At 35.4% G+C, this 26,036-nt stretch carries 22 protein-coding genes and 3 pseudogenes; 3 read left to right on the forward strand and 22 right to left on the reverse strand.

Annotated elements, in window-relative coordinates:
* Window positions 1-54: 54 nt before the first annotated feature.
* Window positions 55-597 (forward strand): annotated as a pseudogene (locus tag DWZ63_RS03210) (site-specific integrase); the annotation flags it as partial.
* A 540-nt stretch (window positions 598-1,137) separates the two neighbouring features.
* Here the strand turns inward: DWZ63_RS03210 and DWZ63_RS03215 are convergent.
* The 13 genes and pseudogenes from DWZ63_RS03215 to DWZ63_RS03275 all read right to left on the reverse strand — a co-directional run bounded on the left by DWZ63_RS03215 (window position 1,138) and on the right by DWZ63_RS03275 (window position 13,510).
* Window positions 1,138-1,983, reverse strand: a complete 846-nt coding sequence (locus DWZ63_RS03215; RefSeq protein WP_055944956.1) for an endonuclease/exonuclease/phosphatase family protein — start codon at window positions 1,981-1,983, stop codon at window positions 1,138-1,140.
* A 25-nt stretch (window positions 1,984-2,008) separates the two neighbouring features.
* Window positions 2,009-2,797: pseudogene (locus DWZ63_RS03220) on the reverse strand (IS3 family transposase); the annotation flags it as partial.
* Window positions 2,798-2,924: 127 nt separating this feature from the next.
* The gene (locus DWZ63_RS03225) at window positions 2,925-4,094 is read right to left on the reverse strand and encodes a hypothetical protein (protein WP_055944959.1); all 1,170 of its coding nucleotides are present in this window, start codon (window positions 4,092-4,094) and stop codon (window positions 2,925-2,927) included.
* A gap of 120 nt (window positions 4,095-4,214) precedes the next feature.
* A pseudogene (locus DWZ63_RS03230) lies at window positions 4,215-4,721 on the reverse strand (hypothetical protein); the annotation flags it as partial.
* On the reverse strand, window positions 4,711-4,848 hold the full coding sequence (locus DWZ63_RS15605; RefSeq protein ID WP_156335822.1) for a hypothetical protein: 138 nt from the start codon (window positions 4,846-4,848) through the stop codon (window positions 4,711-4,713). The pseudogene DWZ63_RS03230 and the gene DWZ63_RS15605, both read right to left, overlap by 11 nt.
* Before the next feature lie 8 nt (window positions 4,849-4,856).
* On the reverse strand, window positions 4,857-5,789 hold the full coding sequence (locus tag DWZ63_RS03235) for a hypothetical protein (RefSeq protein ID WP_243020472.1): 933 nt from the start codon (window positions 5,787-5,789) through the stop codon (window positions 4,857-4,859).
* A gap of 32 nt (window positions 5,790-5,821) precedes the next feature.
* Window positions 5,822-6,040 carry a hypothetical protein gene (locus tag DWZ63_RS03240; protein WP_118498733.1) on the reverse strand — a complete coding sequence of 73 codons (219 nt, stop codon included), beginning with the start codon at window positions 6,038-6,040 and terminating at the stop codon, window positions 5,822-5,824.
* A gap of 649 nt (window positions 6,041-6,689) precedes the next feature.
* Entirely contained in the window at window positions 6,690-8,474 is a 1,785-nt protein-coding gene (locus DWZ63_RS03250) for an AAA family ATPase (protein WP_118498735.1), read from the reverse strand.
* Window positions 8,475-8,543: 69 nt separating this feature from the next.
* Window positions 8,544-9,017, reverse strand: a complete 474-nt coding sequence (locus DWZ63_RS03255; protein WP_055944970.1) for an NADAR family protein — start codon at window positions 9,015-9,017, stop codon at window positions 8,544-8,546.
* A 90-nt stretch (window positions 9,018-9,107) separates the two neighbouring features.
* Window positions 9,108-9,437, reverse strand: a complete 330-nt coding sequence (locus tag DWZ63_RS16190) for a type I restriction-modification system subunit M N-terminal domain-containing protein (RefSeq protein WP_347474820.1) — start codon at window positions 9,435-9,437, stop codon at window positions 9,108-9,110.
* Entirely contained in the window at window positions 9,385-10,332 is a 948-nt protein-coding gene (locus tag DWZ63_RS16195; RefSeq protein WP_082440764.1) for a cysteine-rich small domain-containing protein, read from the reverse strand. The genes DWZ63_RS16190 and DWZ63_RS16195 overlap by 53 nt, the downstream gene beginning before the upstream one ends.
* A gap of 27 nt (window positions 10,333-10,359) precedes the next feature.
* On the reverse strand, window positions 10,360-11,733 hold the full coding sequence (locus DWZ63_RS03270) for an NAD(P)/FAD-dependent oxidoreductase (RefSeq protein WP_055944973.1): 1,374 nt from the start codon (window positions 11,731-11,733) through the stop codon (window positions 10,360-10,362).
* A gap of 190 nt (window positions 11,734-11,923) precedes the next feature.
* Window positions 11,924-13,510, reverse strand: a complete 1,587-nt coding sequence (locus tag DWZ63_RS03275) for an SPOCS domain-containing protein (protein WP_118498737.1) — start codon at window positions 13,508-13,510, stop codon at window positions 11,924-11,926.
* Window positions 13,511-14,003: 493 nt separating this feature from the next.
* On the opposite strand from DWZ63_RS03275, the gene DWZ63_RS03280 reads away from it, so the two are divergent.
* The gene (locus DWZ63_RS03280) at window positions 14,004-14,462 is read left to right on the forward strand and encodes a GNAT family N-acetyltransferase (RefSeq protein WP_022013653.1); all 459 of its coding nucleotides are present in this window, start codon (window positions 14,004-14,006) and stop codon (window positions 14,460-14,462) included.
* Here the strand turns inward: DWZ63_RS03280 and DWZ63_RS03285 are convergent.
* Complete coding sequence (locus tag DWZ63_RS03285; protein WP_022013654.1) at window positions 14,459-14,644, reverse strand: DUF4250 domain-containing protein; 186 nt, start codon at window positions 14,642-14,644, stop codon at window positions 14,459-14,461. The two genes, DWZ63_RS03280 and DWZ63_RS03285, sit on opposite strands and share 4 nt — an antisense overlap.
* 144 nt (window positions 14,645-14,788) lie before the next feature.
* Window positions 14,789-15,853, reverse strand: a complete 1,065-nt coding sequence (locus tag DWZ63_RS03290) for an undecaprenyldiphospho-muramoylpentapeptide beta-N-acetylglucosaminyltransferase (protein ID WP_118498738.1) — start codon at window positions 15,851-15,853, stop codon at window positions 14,789-14,791.
* A 407-nt stretch (window positions 15,854-16,260) separates the two neighbouring features.
* Between DWZ63_RS03290 and DWZ63_RS15610 the strand changes: the two genes are divergently transcribed.
* Window positions 16,261-18,732, forward strand: coding sequence for a cellulase family glycosylhydrolase (locus DWZ63_RS15610; protein WP_182431435.1), 2,472 nt, complete (start codon window positions 16,261-16,263; stop codon window positions 18,730-18,732).
* 230 nt (window positions 18,733-18,962) lie between these two features.
* On the opposite strand, the gene DWZ63_RS03305 is transcribed toward DWZ63_RS15610, so the two are convergent.
* The 7 genes from DWZ63_RS03305 to DWZ63_RS03335 form a co-directional block, all read right to left on the reverse strand.
* On the reverse strand, window positions 18,963-19,988 hold the full coding sequence (locus tag DWZ63_RS03305; RefSeq protein ID WP_055944981.1) for a branched-chain amino acid aminotransferase: 1,026 nt from the start codon (window positions 19,986-19,988) through the stop codon (window positions 18,963-18,965).
* 197 nt (window positions 19,989-20,185) lie between these two features.
* Complete coding sequence (rpiB, locus tag DWZ63_RS03310; protein WP_022013658.1) at window positions 20,186-20,617, reverse strand: ribose 5-phosphate isomerase B; 432 nt, start codon at window positions 20,615-20,617, stop codon at window positions 20,186-20,188.
* 1 nt (window position 20,618) lies between these two features.
* Window positions 20,619-21,143 (reverse strand): hypothetical protein, encoded by a 525-nt coding sequence (locus DWZ63_RS03315; protein WP_055944984.1) that lies wholly within the window; start codon window positions 21,141-21,143, stop codon window positions 20,619-20,621.
* Between the two features lie 104 nt (window positions 21,144-21,247).
* Window positions 21,248-22,303, reverse strand: coding sequence for an L-threonylcarbamoyladenylate synthase (locus DWZ63_RS03320; protein ID WP_055945652.1), 1,056 nt, complete (start codon window positions 22,301-22,303; stop codon window positions 21,248-21,250).
* A gap of 6 nt (window positions 22,304-22,309) precedes the next feature.
* Window positions 22,310-23,005 (reverse strand): N-acetylmuramoyl-L-alanine amidase CwlD, encoded by a 696-nt coding sequence (gene cwlD / locus DWZ63_RS03325; RefSeq protein WP_055944987.1) that lies wholly within the window; start codon window positions 23,003-23,005, stop codon window positions 22,310-22,312.
* Between the two features lie 124 nt (window positions 23,006-23,129).
* Complete coding sequence (locus DWZ63_RS03330) at window positions 23,130-24,830, reverse strand: glycosyl hydrolase family 18 protein (protein ID WP_055944989.1); 1,701 nt, start codon at window positions 24,828-24,830, stop codon at window positions 23,130-23,132.
* A gap of 420 nt (window positions 24,831-25,250) precedes the next feature.
* The gene (locus DWZ63_RS03335; protein WP_022013663.1) at window positions 25,251-25,475 is read right to left on the reverse strand and encodes a hypothetical protein; all 225 of its coding nucleotides are present in this window, start codon (window positions 25,473-25,475) and stop codon (window positions 25,251-25,253) included.
* Window positions 25,476-26,036: the final 561 nt, after the last annotated feature.

A 26,036-nucleotide genomic window follows, 5' to 3' on the forward strand; every position in this document is an offset into this window, starting at 1 on the left:
TTAACCAAGTAGTCTTGTTTGACTACATCATTATTATACTAGGGAGGAATTTCTATGCAAATAATAACAAATACAGATGACCTTTTATTTTGTGACTACTATAAACAATGGATTGATACTTATAAAGAAGGAGCAATACGACCTGTTACAATGAAAAAATACATTATGACACATATATGGCTCGAAAAACTGGTTCCAACATTAAAAGTATCTGAATTTACACGGACAATTTACCAGCAGCTTCTTAACAGCTATGCTGAATTTCATGAACACCAGACAACAATGGATTTTCATCATCATGTAAAATGTGCGATTCTTGATGCCGTAGATGAAGGTCTTATAAGCAGAGACCCCACAAGAAAAGCAATCATAAAAGGCAAACAGCCATCCGAAAAGAAAACTAAATATCTCAACCAGTTTGAACTTCAGAAACTGCTTGCTCATTTAGAACTTGGTCTTGAAATAAACTGGGACTGGTTTATCCTTTTAGTTGCAAAGACCGGAATGCGTTTTTCAGAAGCACTTGCACTTACTCCGAAAGATTTTGATTTGGCACACCAGATACTTTCGATATCTAAAACCTGGGATTATAACGGAAAAATTTTGTCCATCAAATCGTCACTAAACTCCTTAATAATCGTCTTATTAAACTTAAGCTTTGGCGATATTGGATTTTTAACCGTAATGGAAGAGTTCTTTGTCTTAATTGACTGCTTGGATTCCTTTATTGCTGCCCGGTACTGCCTGAACATTCCCTTCTTTGCATTATCAACCGGATGAATCGTACTCCTACGAAACTTCTTGTTTTCAGTAGTTGTAATCTTCGACCCTTTAATCTTCGGACTGCGGTCAACCGTATAGATGTTGGAAGCCTTGATGGAAGCTTTCTTTGGTTCATGAGTATGAAGCTTTGCTTTCTTCTCGGTATGAATCACCATAGGCTTGTCATCGACCTTTTTGATTTTCAATTTTCTTACCTTCTTTCTACATCCATTACCCAAAAAAGGGTAAAAAAATAGCCATCCGGATGGTTAGTCCAAATGGCTTATGTAAATATTCTCCATTACATATTCAGATACTATTAACACATACAATTCTATACATAACTATTCTTGTTGCTTTTGTTCATCTTTTTTCTTAATTTTCTAACATTTCAAAATCCGCTATTAACATAGCATGATCTGGTACTCCTGAACCAAACGGAATTGTCCAAGTAACAGTTCTTATTTGCGAATTATATACTTGAAAATCCTCCCCATGTAGATAGATATCAGAATTACATTTTGCAAAATTTCTACAATAATGAACATCATTTACTTCAATTCCTTTAGAGACAAGAAAATGATCTTCTTGAAATAAAATATAATTATTTTTTTTGTATATGCTCGACCCGTCGCTAGAATCAGGTGTCTTTCTAATGCAATTATTATTTTTTGCTATGGAATCTATTACACCTAAGCTCCATTTATCTCTCCACTGACAATTTTTATAATCAGACTTATTATTGTTAAAATCACCACCAATAATACAATATTTGTAATCAGAAAATTGTTTACCAATTAAATCCATCACATTTTCTAATTGTTTTTTTCTCTTCAAATAATCATTGTTAAATAATTTAATTCTTAATCCAGCAACTATAAATTTTATGCCCATCCAATTTAGTGGAACAATTAAAACTTCAGGCATATCATCAATTGCTAGAGGTTTTTCAATCTTGTCTCTATCTATCCCAAATTTATCATCTTTCCATGCAATCAAAACATCATTTTGTTTGCAAGCATCATTATTTGTAACCGCACAATCAAACCCATTTTTTTTAAGTTTACTTTCAACATCTATATAATTTCTTGTTTTTGCAAATTCAGTAAATATAAATATATCTGGATTATTCTTAATAACTTCATCAACAACAAATCCTGGAATTAAATTTTTATTCGATATGTTTGTGGCTTGATTTATATTCCATTCAAGTATATGCATTATTTTGTTCTCCTTTTTCTTTAACGATAACACTTCGGTCATGAAGATCAATAATAGTGCAATTATAACGCTTGCTACCATCTGTTAAAAATAGATAGGTAAACTCAGTACACCATTTTTGATTTATTGCATTTGCATGAAAATCCTGATTCAGCTTGTTTTCATAAACCTTGTAAGCAATACCATGTTCACACGCCGGTTTCTTTTTTCTGGATATTGAAAACAGCTGCATTTCAGTATTCATATATTTGTGAACCGTTAAACAACTGATATCGTACCCTTTACGAATAAGATAAGCATGCACGGTTCTGTACCCATCCACTCCGCCATGAGAGTGATAGATTTCTCGAATAGAGTTTTTTATCTCATTTTTTCGACGATAATAATCAGCCTTTCGATTTTTAAGATAATTATAATAAGCATTTGAACATATATTAAACTTTCTGATGAGCCATCTAAGTCCAAATTTATTGTTGAATTTCTGAATGAATCGATAAGCCTCTAATCGATTTCCTTCGCAAAGAATGCAATGCCACCTTTGGTGGCTATGGCTTTATTTTAAGAAGTCATTTTCCTTTTGGAGTTCTGCAAGCTGTCTTTTCAGTTTAAGGTTCTCCTTCATGAAATCATAATCGGCTTGGGCTTCTTCATTTATCTGGCATTCTTCACGAAATTGTTTTGTCCAGTTGGATATACTTGCTTTGGATACTCCGTATTCAGCTGCAAGTCCTTTCAGGGAGCGTCCCTCCTCAAGATGAAGGCGGACAATCTTCTTCTTGAATTCTGGTTCATAATGTTGGTTCATCTGTAACATACCTCGTTTCCTCCTAAGATTATATCTTATTAGGTCGATGTGTTACAACTATAGTTTAGCACAACACCCCCCATAAATAAACAATTGATTCAATATCAAATCTTAATTTGGATATCTAAAGTAATTATTATTTATAGAACACCTTCATCATAATATCACCAAAATTGTTACTAACCCTATTATCCCCAATTCCATTTCGATGCGCCCAATAGAGATTACTAAGTGCCTTTTTATTAAGATGCTCTATTGTCTTTTTATTAAAATAAATATTTTTTGAATTTGAGATAATGTGTTCTGTTATACGTTTTAAATTTTTTCTTTCGGGTTTTTTTAAATAATTCTCAACCAATTCACATATTTCTTGATCACCATATTTTTTATCAGGATAAAACGAAATAATAATATATGGTTTAGATGCGTTTATTACATTAACTAAACACCCATCAATAATCTCTGATAATGAATATTCAACTCTATTATATTTTAATGAAATGTACTTTGTTACTATCTTTGAAGATACTCCAGATTCTTTCATCTGCTTAATATCATAAATCAATCTATTAGCTAATTCTAAATATGGTTCCATTAAACTTAATTTAATTTCATAGTCTTCAAAATAACGAGAATAATTCGGACTATCATATACAACATCTACATTTTCTTTAACTAATTCAGCCAAATAGTCTATTTCAAATGCAATATCATATATTTCAAACGTAATTGCCTTTAATGCATATTCAAGATTTTGAATTTCTGTCTGAGTGTATTCTTTACACCCATCCTTTTCAATGTCTTCAAACAACAATTCATCATGCGTTTTACAAAATGAAACTGTTATACTTGCTTTATCAACATCATTAAACCTTTCATCATAACCCTTATTTGTATCATTAATCATTACATAATCATCTATTTGTTTCACATAATTATTATCTCCATTACATAAATTTTTCAAAACAACTCCTTTAGAAAGAGTATGAGAATATCTGATATTATCTTTAGAACAATTTCCATAAATATTACATGCTAAACAATATGAAAAATTCTTTTTTACAATATCTTTTTTATAAACTTTTCTACTAGTTAGTTTTGAATATTTTCTTCCATATAAACATTCTAGTTCATAATTAATTCCACTATTTTCTTTGTTACATTTACTTTCTTCAATCTCATCTTTACAACATTCTTTGTACATCTTTCCTGATAAACAAACACAGGGGGCTGTATCCTTTGGTCGATGTTTTTCGTCAAATTTTGGATATCTATTCATATCAAATATTTCGCTATATGTTTTCATTTTTCTCTCACCATAAATATTTATTTCTAATAATGTGAATATCGTCTGTAAAGTACAGTTTACCTCACAGACGATATTGTACCATAAAATACATAGTACTTCATTAAGAAAACCAGTTGCTTATTTCACAGCTATTTTTTTAACCCTCTGTTCCGCAATCTTCTCATGGATGTTGGTATTATACAGCTTATAAAGGCTCGTATCCTTTCCAATCTGATTATCAAACGGAATAACCACATTACCACACTTTAACAGTCCCATACCAGACTGGCTGTTTGTTACGAAGCGGAGCTGTGCATCTGACACTCCAATAACCTCTGCCATTTTGAAACTATCAGTATTTGCCTGCTTAAGAAGTACCACAAACTCACTGTTTGCCAGCATTGTAGTTGCAGTGTAGTTCTGGAGAAGATCCTCGACATTCTGCGTGATGCCTGTGCAAAGTCCACCTTGTTTTCTTACTTTCTTCCAAAGCTGCTGTAAATACTTAGCTGAATACTCGGAATTAAGCAAGACATGGAATTCGTCAATATAGAGCCAAGTTGCCTTACCCCTCTTTCCATTCTCCACAATTCTCTGCTGGATAGACTCCATCATAACAAGCATTGTGATAGGACTATACTCTGTACTTTTTGTCCTGAAACAGATTTGTAAAGACACTGTCTTTAATCGTATATTTTGCTATATCCGTTTCGTTTAACCTATCCATTATCGTATTTTTATTCTCCAAAACATCACCTCTCCTTAATTTCATACCACTCTCTACAATGTCTGCATCAACTCATTTTCTATTTCTTTTATATCCTCTGGTGTCAGACTTGTAAAAAACTGAGGTATATCCTCTATTGATAACTTCCCTGCTTTTATCATTTTTACTGCATTTTCTTTTGTTGCTTTTTTTGTTGCCTCTTGTGCTGCTTTTTTTGCTGCTTCTTCTGCTGCCTCTTTTGCTGCATGATATTTTTCATACTCAATATACTCACGCAATATTTCTTTTTCATCATACATAGCCAACATAATAGATACAACCTCCTTTTCCCTGCTTTGCAAATATTCTCTTAATACATTTTTATCCTTGCAAATGCGAATTGTCTCCATGATTGTTTCCCTTGTTCTTCCATACTGTTTCATCTGCTCATTATAAACCTTTGTAAATGTCACATATTGGCTTATAATATCATCTTCATCCGTTCCATATAATACCTTAACTTTTGCATCAATAAATCCGGTATGTCCTCCGAAAAACGCATCTGATAAGCTGATATATTCAGGATGGTCTTTTCTTTCTCCTGTATAAATCACATATAATTCAGGCTTTGGCATCTTTATTTTTCGGCTTGCATAAAGATTTTGCTTTGTTCTTTTAAAATAATCCTGATATGTTGTCATTAAGTATATCAAACTTCTTATCACGATATTTTCTGTCCATGTTGATTGTGCTTCCACTAATATAACAAGCCGGTCTCCTACCAGAAATCCCAAATCATTGTAAATATCATCCGTTAATATATTATGAATTGTTATATCCTTTAATTCAGCTTCAGTTACATCCTTATCCTCCGGATGTATTGTCTTATATAATTGTATCAGATACTTTTTGTCCTGAAACAGATTTGTAAAGACACTGTCTTTAATCGTATATTTTGCTATATCTGTTTCGTTTAACCTATCCATTATCGTATTTTTATTCTCCAAAACATCACCTCTCCTTAATTTTATACCATTCTCTACAATGTCTGCATCAACTCATTTTCTATTTCTTTTATATCTTCCGGTGTCAGACTTGTAAAAAACTGTGGTATATCCTCTATTGATAACTTCCCTGCTTTTATCATTTTTATTGCATTTTCTTTTGCTGCTTCTTTTGCTGCTTCTTTTGCTGCATGATATTTTTCATACTCAATATACTCACGCAATATTTCTTTTTCATCATACATAGCCAACATAATAGATACAACCTTTACAAATAAAATTTATCGTCTGTTACTCTTATATTTATTATAACAAATATAAATTTTTCTTCAATAAGACACCAATCATTTTAATTTTCTGGTGCATTTATAATACTTTTTACAACTTTTGCACTTACGCTGATGAAGAGTGATGAGGTGGTCGAGGTTAGTGATAAAACACCCAATTCTTCTTTGCTCATCCTCTGAAGTTGGCAGATCAATCTCCAAATTTGAAAGGTCATTTGAGTTTATTGCCGGATAACTGGTACCTGTACAATTATCCAAAACAACCCTTACAAAACTGTCTGTTTGCAAAAAACACATAAGAAACTCTGCATCTATTTTAGGTCTCATATGCGCATACCCAGTAAAGAAAACATAGTTATTATCAGGCTTTGTAAACAAATAATTATTTCTCTGATACGGTCTTACAGTCTGAAAAAACACATCACCTGTCTATGCTAATCGCTGAGCTCTCGAAGGTGCTGTTTCTTTTGTCTCTGTTCTATGGGATACCATTTCTGTTCCTACAACAGATTCTAAATCAACATACTCAAACGACTCTGGAAGATCTGATTTTGGATTAAACTCTGCAACCTCATTCAACTTACGCTGTTCCCAAGTTAAAGTATCTCATCCTTATTTAACCCCTGCACCCTATCAGAACCTTTTTGCCCTTAAATGCGAAACCATACTTTTTAATATTATCTATTGGTATTCCTTTTGCACTCAGATTTGTCTCATACTGCTTTTCTTCAATCTGTATAAGAGCATTTTCTACAGTTTCTTCCAGAGAGTCTTCCTTTCTTGGATTATAGACCTTAAACTCCAAAATAAAAGCCTCTTTACTCCTATCTTTTGGCTCTATCATTACATCATACCGCCCAAAACCACTCTCACGATTTGAAGTCACAATATAGTCCTCTGCCAAATCAACAAGCAGCCCCAATACAAACCCATGGTAAAAACGCGATGACTTGCTAGTCATCGCATACAAGTTTGAACTATCGTTCAAACTTGAGCCATTAGCTACTCCATTACAGTCGTAGCATGAGACTAATCTCTCCGGCTGTAGTTTTGAAGGTTTTGTTCCAACATCAAAATTGCTGAATATTTCCTCAGAAATCACATTCATATACTCATTCATTGCTTCAACATCATTAATTAACAATGCTTTTACAAACGCATTATAGTTTCCTGCTGACTTTTTGAACCAACCTCTCACCATATCATAAAACATATCCAGGACTTCCATATTTGTCAGTGAAAGTTCATACAGTTGTCTCTTTCCAACTACTTTTTTTTCAATAGAAACTACTTTCAAATAACCACTTGCTAGCAAAAGACTCCAGACTGCTTCCGAATCATCATCCAGTTGATTATATACTATCTGCTCATCAATAGGACACAATATGTTTTTGCCTTTTAACAATTCTTCAAAAACGGATTTTAAATATGCATCTCCTTCTCTTACAAGTTTACTTACCAATCCATTACTACTGGTATTTGCCCAATATGTATCTATCTTTCCTTTATCCAGAAAGTTTAAAATAGACCACGGATTATAAATATCTGTTATTTTTCCAAACACAAACCCATCATACCATTTTTTAATTTCTTCTTTTTTATCCCCATATCCAAATTTCTCAAGCGAATTAAATACTTCTTCCTCAGTAAAACCAAAAGCCGTCATATATTTGTTTGATGTTGTTGTAACCACCTCAAGATTGTTTAAATCAGAAAAAACCGACTCCTTACTCACTCTTGTTATTCCTGTCATTATCGCTCTTTCAAGATATGGATTAGTTTTAAATGTAGAATTAAACAGACTTCTTGTAAATGAAGCCAACTCATCCCAAAATCCATTTACATATGCCTCCTGCATAGGCGTATCATATTCATCAAGAAGAATTATTACTTTTTTACCATAATAACGATACAAGTAGTCTGATAACTGATACAAAGACAAAGAAGCATCACTGTCATCCATATTTTCCGAGACCCGCCTAAAATATCTTTTATCCGCCTCGCCCAGCAAACCGGTAAACAAAAGAAATGAATATTCTTCATAAAGTTTTGTAATCAGTTGACATATTTTCTTTCTTGTCATCGGAAAATTTTTTTCTTTAATATTCGCAAATGACAGACTAATCACAGGATATGTTCCCTGCAGCTGCCTGTACTCTTTTTCCTCCCATATTGAAAGTCCCTCAAATAAATCTTCTCTACCTTCATAATCTACCGAAAAAAACTGTTTAAGCATACTCATATTAAGAGTTTTCCCAAATCGTCTCGGACGGGCAATAAGCGTTGCCTTATCTTTGCTCTCCCACCATTCACGAATAAAATATGTCTTATCTATATAAAAACATTTACCCTCCCTGATTTCATCAAATTCCTGTATTCCTATTCCAATTTTTTCAGTCATAAAAATGCTCCTCTCCATGAAAACATTTATCCTCTAATATAAATTAAGAGTTTCCTGCTTTTCATTCTACTATAATTTCTCCCTAACCTGCATCAGTGCATATCCTAGCAGATTTTGACCTCTCCACTCGTCAATGTTTAATCTTTTTGGGTCACTCATAGACAATCCTATACCCCATATTTTATCTCTCACGGCACATTCCGCAAGCATTGCATCACCTGTGTTTTTTAACACCTTTTTAAGTGAATAATTCTGAGAAAATTTTGCCAAAAGTCCCTCGTACACAATAATCTGTCTCTTTCCATTCCAAATATTATCATTATAATTTGAAATCTGCCGTCCTAATCTTTTAATTTCTGCAACATCATTTATTGAAAGAATTTCTTCTGCTATTTTTTTGTCAGAAAAACAAACAGCTTTTTTATACATCATGTACTGCTCCATCGATGAAAATTCAATTTCACCAACAGAAAAATCTGAATGAAACCAATTACTTAAATAACCATTTTCCTCATCAGGATTGTGAAAACAAATTATCTCCATGATTTTACCTCACTTTCTGTACTGCCAATTCAAGTTCCAAATCGTGTAATCCATAATAAGCTTTTTTCAAAAAACTCAATGGAACTTTTTTTATCGTTTCCACACTTGACACATTATAATACCACTGATAATAGGCATAAAACTCCCCAATCCAATCAGGCATAAAACCTTTAAGAGCCTTTCAAAATAATGTGCTAAATACTTTTCTTGTGCTTCTTCAAGGCTGTCCGGCTTCTCATCGTTCATCAAATCATATGCCTTTGACAAATACGAATCTGATAAATATTTATAAAAAACCAGACCAAGAAGATATGTTTTATACTCATTTGCATTGTAAGATAACTTATTCTGCCAAAAACAATTCCCCCTATCTTCCCCTGCATACCGCACATCCACCTTTGTTTCCCACGCAAAATGCACAATCCTTTATCCTCTCCCCATACTCTTTCTTCGTCACAAGATAAATCCCAACACAACTTTTTGCCGGGTGCATATTTCCGCTTTTATCAACTGACACACCCGCTTTCTCTGCCCCCGTTATTTTCACAAGTTTTGGCACCGCTGATATATCCATCCCATAAAATCCCGGTCCAAATGAATCCGTCACATATTTTTTATGCCTTACGCTGTGCTTTCTTTCTATATAACTTCTAATCCAGTCTCTCAACACATCTGTTGCCGCTATCATCAGACATTCGACATAATATTTTTCAAGAAGTGAACTTTCTTCCAACACTTTTTCATCAATATCCTTTATTCCAAATGCGTACAGATAAGCACTGTCTATGTCGCCGTACGCCACATTCATTTTTTCCAGTGCGTTACATTCTATTGTCTGCTCTCCAAATACAAATCCAGCGGTTGTCACCACACTTTCGTCAATCTGTTTAAGAATGACTTTTACTTTTTTATCACTGAAAAATTTATCATAAGCTGCATTTATTATCTCCTTATGCTGTCTTTTCATCTCCGCATCCATTGACTCAAATCCACATGAATGTTCTATTTCCGTCTCCATATCCACAATCAGCTCACTTATATCCACTTCAAGAATTTCATCTTTTGACATAAGGCACTTAAGCACCTCTTCATAATTTGCCGCCCTGTGTGGAAAAGTACATTTTGAACAGTCTTTTATTTTTTCTCCATTTGCCGTCACAAAGTAAACAGGATTTCCGGGACACTTTTCTTTAAGATATAAAGGACAATAGCAGAAAAGGCAATTAAAGTCCTTTTCTGCTATCTCATCTGATACTTTGTGGCATGGAAAATACTCGCATTTCTTATTTGAAAAAAATGAATAATTTTCTGCCATCTTTATTCCTCATTTCATTTTTATTGCTTATTTATTTGCTCTTGCAATCGCTCTTGCTACATGAACTCCACTTGCCGATGCGTGTGACAATGAATGTGTTACACCGCTGCAGTCACCGATAACATAAAGTCCTTTAAGCGGAGTTTCAAGGTTTTCATCTATCTCAACTTCCATGTTATAGAACTTGACTTCAACACCATAAAGAAGCGTATCGTCATTTGCTGTTCCCGGTGCTATCTTATCGAGTGCATATATCATTTCTATAATGCCGTCAAGTATTCTCTTTGGCATTACAAGGCTTAAATCACCCGGAGTTGCCGAAAGCGTAGGTGTCACAAATCCCTCAGCTATACGAGTTGCATTGCTTCGTCTTCCTCTTATAAGGTCACCAAATCTCTGCACTAAGACACCGCCGCCCAGCATATTTGAAAGTTTTGCTATGCTCTCTCCATATCCGTTGCTGTCTCTGAACGGCTCTGAAAAATGTTTTGCAACGAGAAGTGCAAAGTTTGTATTTTCAGTGTGTTTGCTTGGGTCTTCATAACTGTGACCGTTTACCGTAACTATTCCGTTTGTGTTTTCATTTACTACAACACCATGAGGATTCATGCAGAATGTACGGACAAGATCCTCAAATTTCGCTGTTCTGTAAACTATCTTGCTCTCGTAAAGTTCATCCGTGAGATGTGAAAATACTTCTGCCGGAAGTTCAACTCTGACACCAATATCAACACGGTTTGATTTTGTCGGAATATTAAGCTCTGAACAGACTTTTTCCATCCATTTACTTCCGCTTCTTCCCGCTGATATGATACATTTATCACACTGATAATCACCTTTTGCCGTCTTTATAAGATAACCGTCACCATTCTGTAAAACACTGTCTACAGGCGTGTCAAAATAGAAATCTACTTTGTCTTTAAGTTCTGCATAAAGATTTTCGAGAACAACATAATTCTTATCCGTTCCAAGATGGCGTACAGACGCATCAAGAAGATGAAGACCGTTCTGAACACAAAGTTTCTTTATTTCTGTATTGGCTGTCGAATAAAGTTTTGTACCCTCACCGCCATATTTAAGATTTAACTCATCTACATAATACATAAGGTCGAGCGCCTTATTTTTTCCTATATATTCATATAAAGTACCGCCAAACTGATTTGTTATATTATATTTACCGTCTGAAAAAGCACCCGCCCCGCCAAAACCGTTCATTATAGAGCAGCTTTTACAATTTATACAGCTTTTTATCTTATCGCCGTCAATAGGGCAGACTCTCTTTTCAAGTGAATGACCTGTCTCAAATACGGCAACCTTAATCTCAGGATTTTTCTTAACCAATTCATATGATGCAAAAATACCTCCAGGGCCTGCACCGACTATAATAATGTCATATCTCATACGCATAAATCCTCCTTTCAGGACACAAGAGTTACTTAGCCATTAACAAGTCCTGACATTCCGTATCAGACCTGTAAATGAAAAATAACTACAAAAATACAGAAGCAGGGCTAAATCCATTTCAAAACTTAACTCGCTTCTGCATTTATTTTACACTATATACATTATTTATGCAATTAAATATGTCAAATTATATGCCCTCAACCATTTTTAAAAGGAGCAGTTTTTCCCCTTTATGGACTATGTCGCCACTTAAATCATTTAGCTGGCTGATACTCTCAACGGTCGTGCGGTATTTTTTCGCAATATCCCACACCGGTGTATCTTTTATTGCATAATAACCTACTATTCCAGGCAGTTTATGAAGCCGCTCAAAATCAAGTGGTTCAACATTTACATCAAAAATATAATTCTCCTCAAAATTTGAAAAAGCAATGGCACATAATGTTATATTTGCCTTGACCTCAATTTCCGAACTGTCAAGCATCATAACATTTATGTTGTTTATCTCAAATTGCAATTCATAGTAACATTCAGGACTAAGACCATCAATCTCGATAACATGACGAAACGGCATTACCACCTTTTCGATAGATAAAGGATTTGAATCATTTTCCGTCATATACAAAACATCAAGCTGCATCACGCCGTCAAGCTGTATCCCGTCTTTTACAACCTGCTGTTCATCAATCGTTATCTTTCCCGTTGTATTGCATATTTGAAGTATTTTATCCTGATTGTCTATATTAAATTGCTCAGAAAGTCTCAAAACACTCTGATTTTTCATAATAAGCCTGTTTAGTGACATAGTCTTTCTTACCGGCTCAAGCTCCATTGCCGTTGAATAAGCATCGTCAAGTATCTGAGTTTCTTTATTCTCATAAAACTTCATTTGCAATTTCAGTGTCAGCTCAAAACTTATTATCCTGTTTTCACCATCCTCATCAGGCTTTCCTGAAAGCTCCCTGCTGCCGACACTCACATCTATATCAGGAATCATATCCTCATTGCAGTTATTACAGTTTATAATCTCGTCAAAAGCCGCTTCTGTCTCAAAATATTCAAGGCTCCGCTCCTCATTTTCAGGAGTATATAAAACAAAAATATTCAAATCCCCCATAAGTCTTACACCATCCTCGACAACTTTAGTCTGGATGTTAAGAGGTCTTATATTATAATACAATATTGAATCAATATTCGGTTTTGCTTTCGGCAGATTTATCTCCTCGTAAATACGATGTATATCATTTTTGCTGATAACAAGATGTGTATATGCTACATTCTTTAACTTTGAATATAATCCCTCCGACTCCGTCATTCCTATATCCTCAGAGTCCGAAAGTGATGACACTGCCTCATAATTATCGTTCACCGGCTTGCAGCAATGTATCCCTATAATGGCATTTATGCTCAGTTTTCTTGAATTTATAAGGTTTGCCTGACAGTCATCAATCTCAAAATGACAGTCAATATCATCTCCCTCCGAAACCTCATCAAGCCCTACCGACTCATCAAAATTTATACTTCCGGAAAGATTATGTACTGGAACAATATCGTCACTGCTCGTATATAAAATAAAATAATCAAGGGTTCCTTTTATGCCTGCCCTGCCGTCAAGTGCCACAACCGAATTAGATAAAATATTTCCCTCTATTTTAATTATCTTATCTATATCGGGTTTGCTGTCAGGAACATTCATATCATTTTCCAATGTAATCTGTGTATCACTGTGACAAACTATCTGATTTGAAGTTATCTGTGCGGTTTTAAGTTCCATAGAAATCTCCTTAAATTTATTTAATTGCCATAGATGATTGCAAAACTAATTATATGTTGTGTTAATTTTGAGATTATGATAGTTTCGCAAATGTCTAATTTTATTGTCAGGGTAAAAATTGCCCCGCTGATATATAATTCATATGCAATAATATTTTATTCAACTGCATTAAAAAATATTACATCTTAGCAACTGTTCAGGCATAAAAAGAGTATCGGCATATAACGAGCTTGTTCATTGTTTGCCAAATTTTCTTTTTATGACAGAATATCAAATAAGACTAACCCAAAACATTATACTTGTGGTAAAATATATTAAGAAACAAAAAGACTGCTTTTTAAACATACGATGCTGTAAGTAACAGTCGGAAATGTCTGTAATATTGATTTGCAAATACAAACATAAAATCAAATACAATGAAAGTCTATAAAATTGATGTTTAAAAAGAGCAGCCAAATATTTATATATAAACCAAAAAAGGATAACAAACATTATGAACAAAGAAACTAAGATAACATATGTAAACAATATAAGCGTTGAAGATTATAATGCACTCAGAAAATCAGTAAACTGGATAAATGTAACTGAAAAAAGGGCAGCAATTGCCCTTAAAAACTCATTTTATCTCTGCGTAGCAGTCTGTGACAATAAACCTGTCGGTATGGCACGCATCGTAAGTGACGGCGGCTATACATATTTCATAACAGATGTAATCGTACACCCGGACTATCAGGGACATCACATAGGTACGGAACTTATACGCCGTGAACTTGACTACATACAAAAAGATGTAGTGGCAGGGGAAACCGTAATGGTAAGCCTTATGGCAGCCTACCATCGTGAAAGTTTCTATGAAAAATTCGGTTTCCACACAAGACCATTCGGAAATCACGGTCCCGGAATGTCAATGTGGGTGTCACGCGATGTAACCGGAAACCCCATGACTTTCTAAACAAACTTGTTCATGCTGCCATCATACTTATAATCGATGGCAGCAAGTTTATTTTCAAGTTCTTCCCTGTCAATGTCAAGTGATTTGCACATTTCTTCAATGTCAGGGTAAAAATCCCTAAGCTGCGTATTCACATAACTAAGCAGCATCACCGGGTCTTTTGGTATCGAACCATTGCTCATTTCAATCCTCCATTCTATACCGTCCTTTTGCATGGCAGTGCCACTCAAAGTCAATAATATTCGCAAAATACTCTACTTACTAGTAACAGTTCAGTCTTGCATTTCTTACTTTATACCGCTATTCCATTTTCAGCCAAACAATGATTACTTAGCGGCACTGTTTATAAGACCAACTATCTTTTCTATTGAATTGTTAAGCTGGCTCTTGTTCATTGCAGCTATATACTTTTCTTTATTGTCAAATGCCTCATTTACGGCGGCAAGAAGTTTTTCATTGGTAACTTCCTCCTCCTGAATAACTATACTGTAACCAAGTTTTTCAAATGATGCCGCATTTAATATCTGGTCACCGCGGCTTGCCTGTGCAGACAATGGTATGAGTATATTAGGCTTTTTAAGTGCAAGTATCTCACATATGGCATTTGCCCCGGCTCTTGAAATCATTATATCAGAAGCCGCCATAAGGTCAGGAAGTTCCTCACTTATGTACTCATACTGCACATAACCTTTTGTACCTACAAGTGAGTCATCTTTCTTTCCTTTTCCGCAGAGATGTATTACCTGAAATTTCTTCAAAAGTTCCGGAAGTATCCCTCTTACCGCATTGTTTACGGCAACTGCTCCAAGACTTCCTCCTATTATAAGAATAACCGGTTTTGAATTATCAAATCCACAAAATTTAAGTCCTTTTTCTTTATCTCCCTTAAAAAGTTCCTCCCTTATAGGCGAACCCGTAAGTACAGCTTTTTCCGCCGGAAGATGCTTTAGTGTCTCAGGGAAATTTGTGCATACTCTCACTGCACATGGAATACATATCTTATTTGCAAGTCCCGGTGTCATATCTGACTCATGTATTATACATGGAATTTTTCTTGATTTTGCTGCAACAACAACGGGAACTGATACAAATCCTCCCTTTGAAAATACAACATCAGGCTTAATCTTTTTAAGAAGTTTCCTCGCCTGTGCAAATCCTTTTAATACCTTAAATGGGTCGCTGATATTCTTAAGATCAATATATCTGCGAAGTTTTCCGCTTGAAATCCCATAATAAGGTATTCCCAGTTTCTCTATAAGTTTCTTCTCAATTCCCTCATAAGAACCGATATAATAAATCTCATATCCCGCTTTTTTAAGCTCCGGTATAAGTGCGATATTGGGTGTGACATGACCGGCTGTTCCACCACCGGTTAAAACTATTTTCTTCATTAGGAAATATCTCCTTTCAGATCTATTTTAAATAGGCGTTTGCGAAACTAACTATATGTTGTGCTAATTGTGATACTATTTGTTATATCCGCACAATTTAATCAATATTTATGATAGTTTCGCAATTTTCTGCTTTTGACTCCTGCATCACATTATTATAATACAAAAAACAGAAAGCAACAATATATAGAATTTTTAACATTTTTGTAAATAAATTGAACTTTTTGTAAATCGAAATAGCGATATTGCACAAATTTAAACCGTATTTTTTTGCTAAACCAGCATTTATTATAGTAATTGTGACGAAATCTTTAATATTCTGTGAATAATAATTGCAAATATTTCACAAAAAGGATATTATTATGTTGTATTGAAAAACAAGCACTTAACATGAAAGGAGAAAATTTATGCGACTTCGCAAAAAAGTAATGGCTGTATTATTATCAGCAGCCATGATCGCCACAACAGTTTGTATTCCGGAGAAGAATGTGCAGACTGTTTCAGCATCATCATTCAACAATCTTAATCAGACAGAGATCACCAAAGCAATGGGAGCAGGCTGGAATCTTGGGAACCAGCTTGAAGCATCCTCAAACGGAACCCCAAATGAGACAGCCTATGGCAATCCAAAGATTAACGAGGAACTTATCCTTGCGGTAAAAGATGCAGGATTTAAGTCAATCAGAATCCCAGTGTCATATCTTAGCATGATTGATGACAGCAACGGATATAAAATTGATTCCTCTTGGCTCGACAGAGTTAAACAGGTTGTCGATATGTGTGTTGACAACGGACTCTATGCCATAGTCAATATGCACGGCGACGGATATACAACTGTTTCAGGCGGCTGGCTTCTCTGCGGAAATGGTGAACAGACTAAGATTAAGGCAAAATACAAAGCCTGCTGGGAGCAAATAGCCGACACATTTAAAAACTACGACGAGCATCTTATATTTGAATCAATGAATGAAGAATTTGACGGTACATATGGAAATCCTTCTTATAATGCATATGCAAATATAAATGCTTATAATCAGATTTTTGTTGATACAGTCAGAAAATCAGGCGGCAACAACGATAAAAGATGGCTTCTTATTCCGGGTTGGAACACAAATATCAACTATACGGCAGATAATTATGGATTTGAAATGCCTTCAGATAAATATCTTTCATCTTCAATTCCATCAGGCCAGAAAAGAATAATGGTTTCCGTACATTATTATGACCCATGGGATTTCTGTGGTACAGAATCATCAACCTGCACACAGTGGGGCGAAAAAGCTACAAACAGTTCCAAAGTGGCAAGCTGGGGCGATGAATCCTATATGGCATCACAGTTAAAGAAAATGAACACAAAATTTGTAGCAAACGGTTATCCGGTAGTAGTCGGCGAATTTGGTGCGATAGACAAATCAGCCTTTGATTCGCAAAATGCTGCCTGCCGTGCAGACTACTACGAAAAATTCTGTTATTACTCAGATATGTACGGAATCATTCCTGTTGCATGGGACAACGGTTACAACGGAAATTATGGTTTCGGCTTATTTGACAGATATTCATACAAAGTTACACAGCAGTCAGTTATCAATGCAATCATGGAAATTTACGGTGACTCCTCATCGGCAACTGCCACCGGCATAAAACTTGACCAGACTTCAATGATAATAAATATCGGTGATGAGAAAAAACAGCTCAATGCAACTCTCACACCTGCTGACAGCAAAGACAAGATTACATGGAAATCAAGTGATGAAGAAGTTGCAACTGTCAATTCTAAAGGACAGGTTACGGCAGTAAATGCAGGCACTTGCAAAATCACGGCATCAGTCCCTCTCGGCTACAGTGCTTCATGTGAGGTAACAGTGCCAAAAGCCAATTATGTACGAGCTAAGCTCTATCTCCTTGAAACAGCAAACTGGCAGTCAGTAGCCAGCGACGAATATGTTGATATTTATTCAAAAGGAGGTACATTCTCACTCAGTCTCGATGCAACACAGAGCCAGTTAAGCAACATAGGCTCACTTTACATAAGAGACATAAATGTAGGTGATGAAGATGCTTCTGCTTTCAATAAAGCAACTATAAAAGTTTCATCAATAGAGGTAAACGGTACTGCATATTCAATGAAGAATGATACTTTCCTCTATGACACATCAAAGAAAGCTTCTGATGACGGACTCACCTGCCCGATATTTAACTTCTCATTTATAAATGTATGGGCAAACACACATGTAAATAATGTCACTGTAGAAAACGGAAATTATAAGGCATACTTTAACAATGTATCCTATCAGACACTAAACAATGTAAAGATTAACTTCACTGTATCTGATATTGACGGCAACTCAGCAACAGCAGCTCCAACGATTGCTCCGACAGTTGCCCCGACAGTTGCCCCGACAGTTGCTCCGACTGTTGCTCCGACAGCAGCTCCGACGGTTGCTCCGACTGTTGCTCCGACGATTGCTCCGACGATTGCTCCAACAGTTGCTCCGACGGTTGCCCCGACAGTTGCTCCGACAGTTACTCCGACGGTTGCTCCGACAGTTGCTCCGACAGTCGCTCCATCAGATTCTGATGACATAACCGGCTCAGTAAAACTTGAAAGTGACTGGGGAAGTGGCGGAATCGTTACGATTTCACTCAAAAACAACACTTCTAAAATATTTACATCAGGATGGACGGTCGAGTTTACTCTCTCAAGAGAAATCACATCAATGTGGAGCGGTAATTGCGAAAGTCTCGGAAACAACCGCTACAGAGTAAGCAATCCTGCATGGTCCGGTTACTGGGGTGCTTCAGATACCATCACACTTAATGGTGCTATTGGTTCAGGAAGCGGTACACCTGTTATCACTGATATAAAACTTGTAAAATAATAATATTATGTTTGGGTCAAAATACCTTTTGCCCCCAACATCCTATTATAAAATCCACACTTTATAAGCTATTAAAATTATTTATCAGACAAATAAATGAGCAGAGGAAAACTTTTCCTCTGCTCATTGTAATTTAATACTCTTTTCTACACACATTTCTAAGTACATCGGTTTTGGACAAGTGCACTCAGACACAAATCCGTGTGTGAAAACTTTTATTAGTCTTAAATTTATTTGATAACTTTTATCCATCCTTCAGGAGCTTCGATTCTGCCCATCTGGATACCTGTAAGTGTATCATAAAGTTCTTTTGTCTTTGGTCCCATCTGCTCCATTCCGCTTGGGAAACAGATTTCTTTGCCGTGGTCAACAATCTTTCCTACAGGAGAGATAACTGCTGCCGTACCACAAAGACCACACTCAGCAAAATCCTTAACTTCATCAAGATATACTTCTCTCTCTTCAACTTCCATTCCGAGATAATCTTTTGCAACAACCTCTAATGAACGGCGTGTGATAGATGGAAGAATACTGTTTGACTTAGGAGTAACAAACTTACCGTCTTTTGTGATAAAGATAAGGTTTGCTCCACCAGTCTCCTCAATCTTTGTACGAGAAGCTGCATCAAGGTAAACATTCTCATCAAATCCTTTCTGATGAGCATCAACTATTGCATGAAGACTCATAGCATAATTAAGTCCTGCCTTGATATGACCTGTTCCATGAGGAGCTGCTCTGTCGAAGTCACTAACACGGATAGTGATAGGCTTTGCACCACCCTTAAAGTAAGGTCCTACAGGTGTTGTAAATACTCTGAACTGATACTCATTGGCAGGTTTAACACCAATGATGGCATCACTACCAAACATATAAGGACGAATATACAATGTTGCACCAGAACCATATGGTGGTACATAATCAATATTTGCCTCAACCACTTTAGCAATAGCATCTACAAATCTATCTTCAGGAAATACCGGCATCTCAAGTCTGCTTGCTGAATCTGCAAGACGAGAGGCATTTAAGTCAGGTCTAAAGCATACCACTCTGCCATCCTCTGTAGTATATGCTTTCAATCCTTCAAATACAGTCTGTGCATACTGGAGTACACAGGCACACTCGCTGATAGTAATCATATCATCATCTATGAGTGCTCCGTCATCCCATGCTCCGTCCTTGAAGTTTGACACATATCTTTTGTCTGTCTTTACATAACCAAATCCAAGATTATTCCAATCGATGTCTTTTTTTGCCATAACAATACTTCCTTTCGTAACCCTAATTTATCGGGTGAATTATTTGCAAAAGATTACATATCAATACAATCAATACAATCAATACACATATACTGTATAATATTAAATACATTGATAAAAATCTTTTATTCTAACATATTTCTAATGATACTCCCATGATTTTATACTGTCAAGAATTTAATCTCTACCGTTTACACCTAATCTTCCTCTATCATATTTATTCTTCTGATATGTCTCTCATCATTTGAAAATTCAGTATTTAAAAATGTATCGACAATCTTTAATGCAAGTCCCGGTCCTACCACTCTTGCACCCATTGCCAGTATATTTGCGTCATTGTGTTCTCTTGTTGCCTGTGCACTAAATGTATCATGGCAAAGAGCGGCTCTTATTCCCTTAACTTTGTTGGCTGTTATAGAAATTCCTATACCTGTTCCACATATAAGAATACCTTTTTCACACTCACCTGACACTATCGCATTTGCAACTTTTTTTGCATAAACAGGATAATCGCATGATTTTTCATCATAACATCCATAATCCTTATACTCTACACCCTGTTCCTTTAAATGAGCCATAATCTCCTGTTTAAGCCCATATCCGCCATGGTCACTTCCTATTGCTATCATTTTAACTTACCTCCATATCTTTACTGTTTAACTCTTTATTATTTACATCTTTGGCATCATCATCATTTTCATGATACTCTGCTTCCATGTGTAAAATCACCTTTTCAATCTTTTCTGCAACTTCCTCAAAAAACTTGTCATATAATGTTTCATCGGGGTCGAACGGATCTGATATATCCGCATCATCCTCTATATATTCTCCCAGCGTATATACATTGTTTGATACACCAAGATCTTCTATTACTTTTAACTTGTCGCTAAATGTCATTGTGAGTATCAGTGTATCTTGTCCAATATTCTCCCTCTCTAACTGTTTTGAGTTTTCATGATTACTTATATTTATATCATGACTGCTCAACAAAACATTTACTTTTGGATTTATCGGCTCTGAAAACAGTACAACAGTTCCTCTTGACATGGATTCAGGCAGCCAGTTAGGTGCCTTGTCCCTGTAAATAGCTTCAACAAGAGGACTGCTGAATGTATTTCCTTTGCTCACAAATATGACTTTGTCATAACCTTTCATCTGCTTCTCCTTTTATCGTTCATTCTATAATGTCAATATATCCGTCTGCTCTGTCTGAACTAACAAATTTACATTATGGCTTAAAATAATTTTGATGTCCTGTTTTATACATGAATCACATGATGCCCTGCAGCTTTTATCATCCTGTTCATTATCGCTCCGCCAAGTCTGTCGTCACTAAAGCTCTCAGCATATATATCCTGTGCACCTATATGATCCATATCTCTTAGTATATCATATAACCCTGCTGCAATGGAACCTTCAGTTTTTCTTGAACCGATACTTTTTACCGTACCGTATTTATATCTGTATTTTGTCTCATCAGTCGCAATAACGGCAACATTTCTTCCATCAGCAATTTTTTCTTTGGAAAGCTCATTTATCTTTGCCACAACATTATCAATATCACCCTCTACGATTGTCATCTGTCCTTTTGGTGCATAATGACGGTATTTCATTCCCGGAGCTTTTGCAATAATATTTTTCTTGGGTGCTTCTCCCACGATGGCAGGGTCAACTTTCACTTCACCCACTACATTTTCAAGCATTTCCTTTGTTATGTAGCCCGGTCTTAAGATAACAGGTATATCTTCACTCATATCCACTATCGTCGATTCAAGACCAATACCTACACTACCGCCGTCTATTATCATATCTATCTTTCCCGAAAGGTCTTCTATAACATGCTCTGCCTTTGTGGGACTGGGTCTTCCCGAAGTGTTTGCACTCGGTGCAGCTATATAAACTCCAGACTGTCTTATAAGCTCTCTTGCCACCGGATGACTCGGCATCCTTACTGCAACCGTTTCAAGTCCCCCTGTCGTTGACATAGGGACATTTTCTTTTTTTCTAAAGATAAGCGTCATCGGTCCAGGCCAGAAAGCGTCCATAAGCTTCTCTGCTTTTTTTGAAACCTCTGATGCTATTTCGTCAAGACTTTTTCTGTCTGCTATATGTATTATAAGAGGATTATCCGATGGTCTTCCTTTTGCCGCATATATCTTTGCTGATGCTTCCTTGTGCATACCGTCACCGCCAAGACCATAAACTGTTTCTGTCGGAAACGCTACAAGACCGTTTCTTTTTAATATCTCACAAGCCTCTTTAAGTTCCCCGTCATCAAACATTTCCGGATTTACTTTGATAACCTTTGTATCCATACTCATCTAATGAGCCTCCTTCTGAATATATTCACTAATTCCCTGTGCTATCGCTGATGACATTTTTTTCTGATATTTATCATCAGACAAAAGTGCTGCCTCCTGCGGATTAGACAAAAATCCACATTCAACGATAATCGCAACAGGACTGCTGTTTTTTAATATATAATAATCTGAATTTGCTTTTTCTATCCTATGATTTCCATCATTTATACATGATGCTATCTTTTTTTGCATTATCCCTGCAAATTTTTTTCCCTCCTCAGATGTACTCTGATAAAAAACCTGTGCCCCTTTTGAACTCTCACCTGTAAAACTGTTCTGATGAATACTCACAACAAGTTTTACATCTGACTGATTCATTATCTCTATCCTTTTATGAAGATCTGCAATCTTTTTATTTGTATCGCTCTCGTCGTAAAGCCCCGTATCTTTTTCCCTTGTCATGATAACCTTATAGTTTTTGTCCTGTAACTCTTTTTTTAGATATTGGGATATTGCAAGATTAATGTCCTTTTCAAGTGAACCGTCAACACCGACTTTTCCAGGGTCCCCGCCACCATGTCCCGGATCAATGACTATAACATTTTTTTCACTATTTTTAAATACAGGCATATTTTTCATCATACCTACACTTATGACTGCTCCTGATATGGCGGTACATACAAATAGTGATATAATACATTTTTTTAACAGATACATATAAAACTCCAATTCCACGCCAATACTCAGCATTGCACTTTTCACACCTGCAGTGCGGCTGAAATACAAAATGTGCGTTTATGTTTTCTCATACTATATATGCCATCTGTTTAATTTTATGACTTTACTGTGCCATGTATTTTTCTATTGTATCCCAGACATTCTTTTTCTCCATGCCTGCTTTCCAGAATGCAGCTCCAGCCATCTTATGTGAATTTACTGTTTCAAGTTTCATAGCAAGAGATTTTGAGTTTTCAAGCCATATCTTATATAAAGCATTGTCCTTTGTATATTCAGCATATTCAAGTCCCGTCTGTTCATTCCATTTAAGTTCTGCTTTTGCATCACTTATCAGCTCCTCAGCATATTTCATCGAACACGCCTCTGATGAAAGTTTTGTCTCTCCGTTTTTGGTAGTTTCTTTCCATAATCTTGAATAAAACGGCAAACCTATTATTGACTGATTTGCAGGAACTTCTTTCAATATATTTTCAGAAGCATTTCTTACATAACTGATAGATGAAACCGGTCCTGCCTCCTTAGAGCCGGAATAAAATTCATCATATGCCATAGTTATAACATAATCCGCCACTGCAGCCTGCTCATTTCTGCTATAATAAGCTGAATAGCTTGCCGGAGGATAATTGTCAATAGATAAAACAATTCCGTTGTTGCGGCACATTATTCCTAATTCTCTTACAAATTGGATAAAATCATCCCCGTTAGCTTTCTTCACATTTTCAAAATCAATATTTATTCCGTCAAGACTGTATCTTATAGCCTCAGCAAGAAGATTTTTCTCAAGTCTTTCCCTGCAGCTCGTTCTGCTAAGAACCTTTCCTATCTTCATATCCGGTGCAAAATCATTGCAAAGTCCCCAGACCTGTATCCCCATAGAATGAGCTTTTTCCACATAGTCATAACTTGCTATAGATGATATATTTCCGTTGTTATCACTTGTTCCAAACCATGTCGGTGCTATAACATTGACTTTCTTTGTCCCGGACAGAACATTGGTAAGATTTGCGTTTGCAGACTGTGTCGTGACCTGATGCCATAAAAGATTTACTTTTCCACTTAAAAGTGTATGCGGATATGTCTCCTCAACAAAATCAGTCTTTGGAACATACTCATATGTATCACCTAAAGACGACATTTTGATATATCCTATAACACCACTCTCCGAAAGCACCTTATCAAATCCACTTTTATCCGTATTTTCTTCAAGTATCCTTAATTTATCTTTTTTCTTTACATCTATAAGTATCCTGCTCTTTATACTTGGTTCAAATCTAAGCTTTGCCTCTTCATCTGCCTGTACCCATTTCTGCTTATCTCCAAATTTATATGTCAGTACAACTCTGTTAGGATTTTTATATGTCTTATATTCCAAAGCAGTATATTCCTTAATAAAATCAAGTGCAATATAAAGTTTATCACCCCTAAGCTTAGCGATAACATAATCTTTAGTATTGCTGCTTTTGTTTATATCATATGTCTTACTGTCAAGTCCTGCTTTTATAACAGATGTCGCCGTTGTATATATAAGAAGATTTTCGTTAGCATCCCAGTAAAATCTCTTATTCAATACTCCTGATACAAATTCATCATCAAGATATATATGTCCATCCTCATATAATGCTTTATTTTTATTTATATTTTCTTCAGCTATGACCGTATAACCTTTTTCACTTTCCCCGTAATACTCTGCGAGATTCATATAATCATTGCACGGCATATTTTTCTTTATGATAAAAACTGCCGCAACTATAATAAAGATTCCTACCGTAAATATAAGTGGTAATACTAATTTTTTATTTTTCATAAGCGATACCTTTCTTTTATAATCACTAATTTTTCTATAATTCGATTATCATACCCTCTTAACTATATTTTGTTACCGTTCACACCTCAGAGCTAACAACAACTTCTTTTTCCGTTCATTCAGATATAATCCTCATATATCAGTATATCACTTATGTTTTTTTGAGTAAAGGCACATATAAAAATCATACAATGCAGCCTTTTAACCCATCCGTTACAAAGGCTGCATTTTTTAATTACCATTTTCTTATTTGATATTAACTTTTGTTTATCATCATTTCACAATTATTATTGTGCATTTTCCTGCACATATTATGTTTGTGTAACACACAAACCCGACATTTTTTACAATAAAAACTTACAACTCATACTATGTATAATGGAGTGGGGATATCCGAATATAAAGCTTCAACCCCCTTATTTATAAACGATTAAATTCGACCTGCACAATCTTACCCTTGTCATCACTGACATAATCTTCCATATAATAATTGTCCTCTCTGACATGATCAATTACTTCAGAACTTTCTCCCGTATAAAACATCCCATCTATCTTAACTTCAACCCCATATAATGACCACTTTGAAGCTTCAGCTAAAATCCATGCTGTTGTTCTATCCTCTCTCTCTTCTGAGTCATTCCTCATTTTACCAACCTCCTAAGTCACTTCTAATTTTAAAATGGACATACAGCTATATAATTATCTGACTGCTTTGTAAGCATTTGTCTGGCACCGTCCGCATTATAAATACAAACAGCAGCACTTGTTGTGATTTAACGTCAATTTTCCCTGTCCACCTTTACCATCTCCAGATCAACGATTCAAAAAAGCATCTGGTAAAACGCATATCATTGTCAAACCTTATCGTATATAAATATTAAATGAATTTTCTTTTTATCAGTGCCGCCTATATGACTCTAACCGGCAACATTAAATTTTTTCATTTGCCCTCTTCCTATAAACTCACCTCCAATCAAATGATCGTCTCTCTGTGCTGACTATTATATGATGACATTTTATACATTTTCAACACAAAAATCACCGTATTATCAACAAATCTGTCCTCAATTTTTTGATACATTTGCACAGAAAAAAATGTGATTTAATGAGATTTACTAAGATTTCAAAAATGTGTTTAAAAATATGCAAAAAATTCTAGTATTTATTATTAACTTTTTACAAATCATATTCACAAACACATTCTTA

This window comes from Clostridium sp. AF34-13 (assembly GCF_003477845.1).
Lineage (GTDB): Bacteria > Bacillota > Clostridia > Lachnospirales > Lachnospiraceae > Butyribacter > Butyribacter intestini.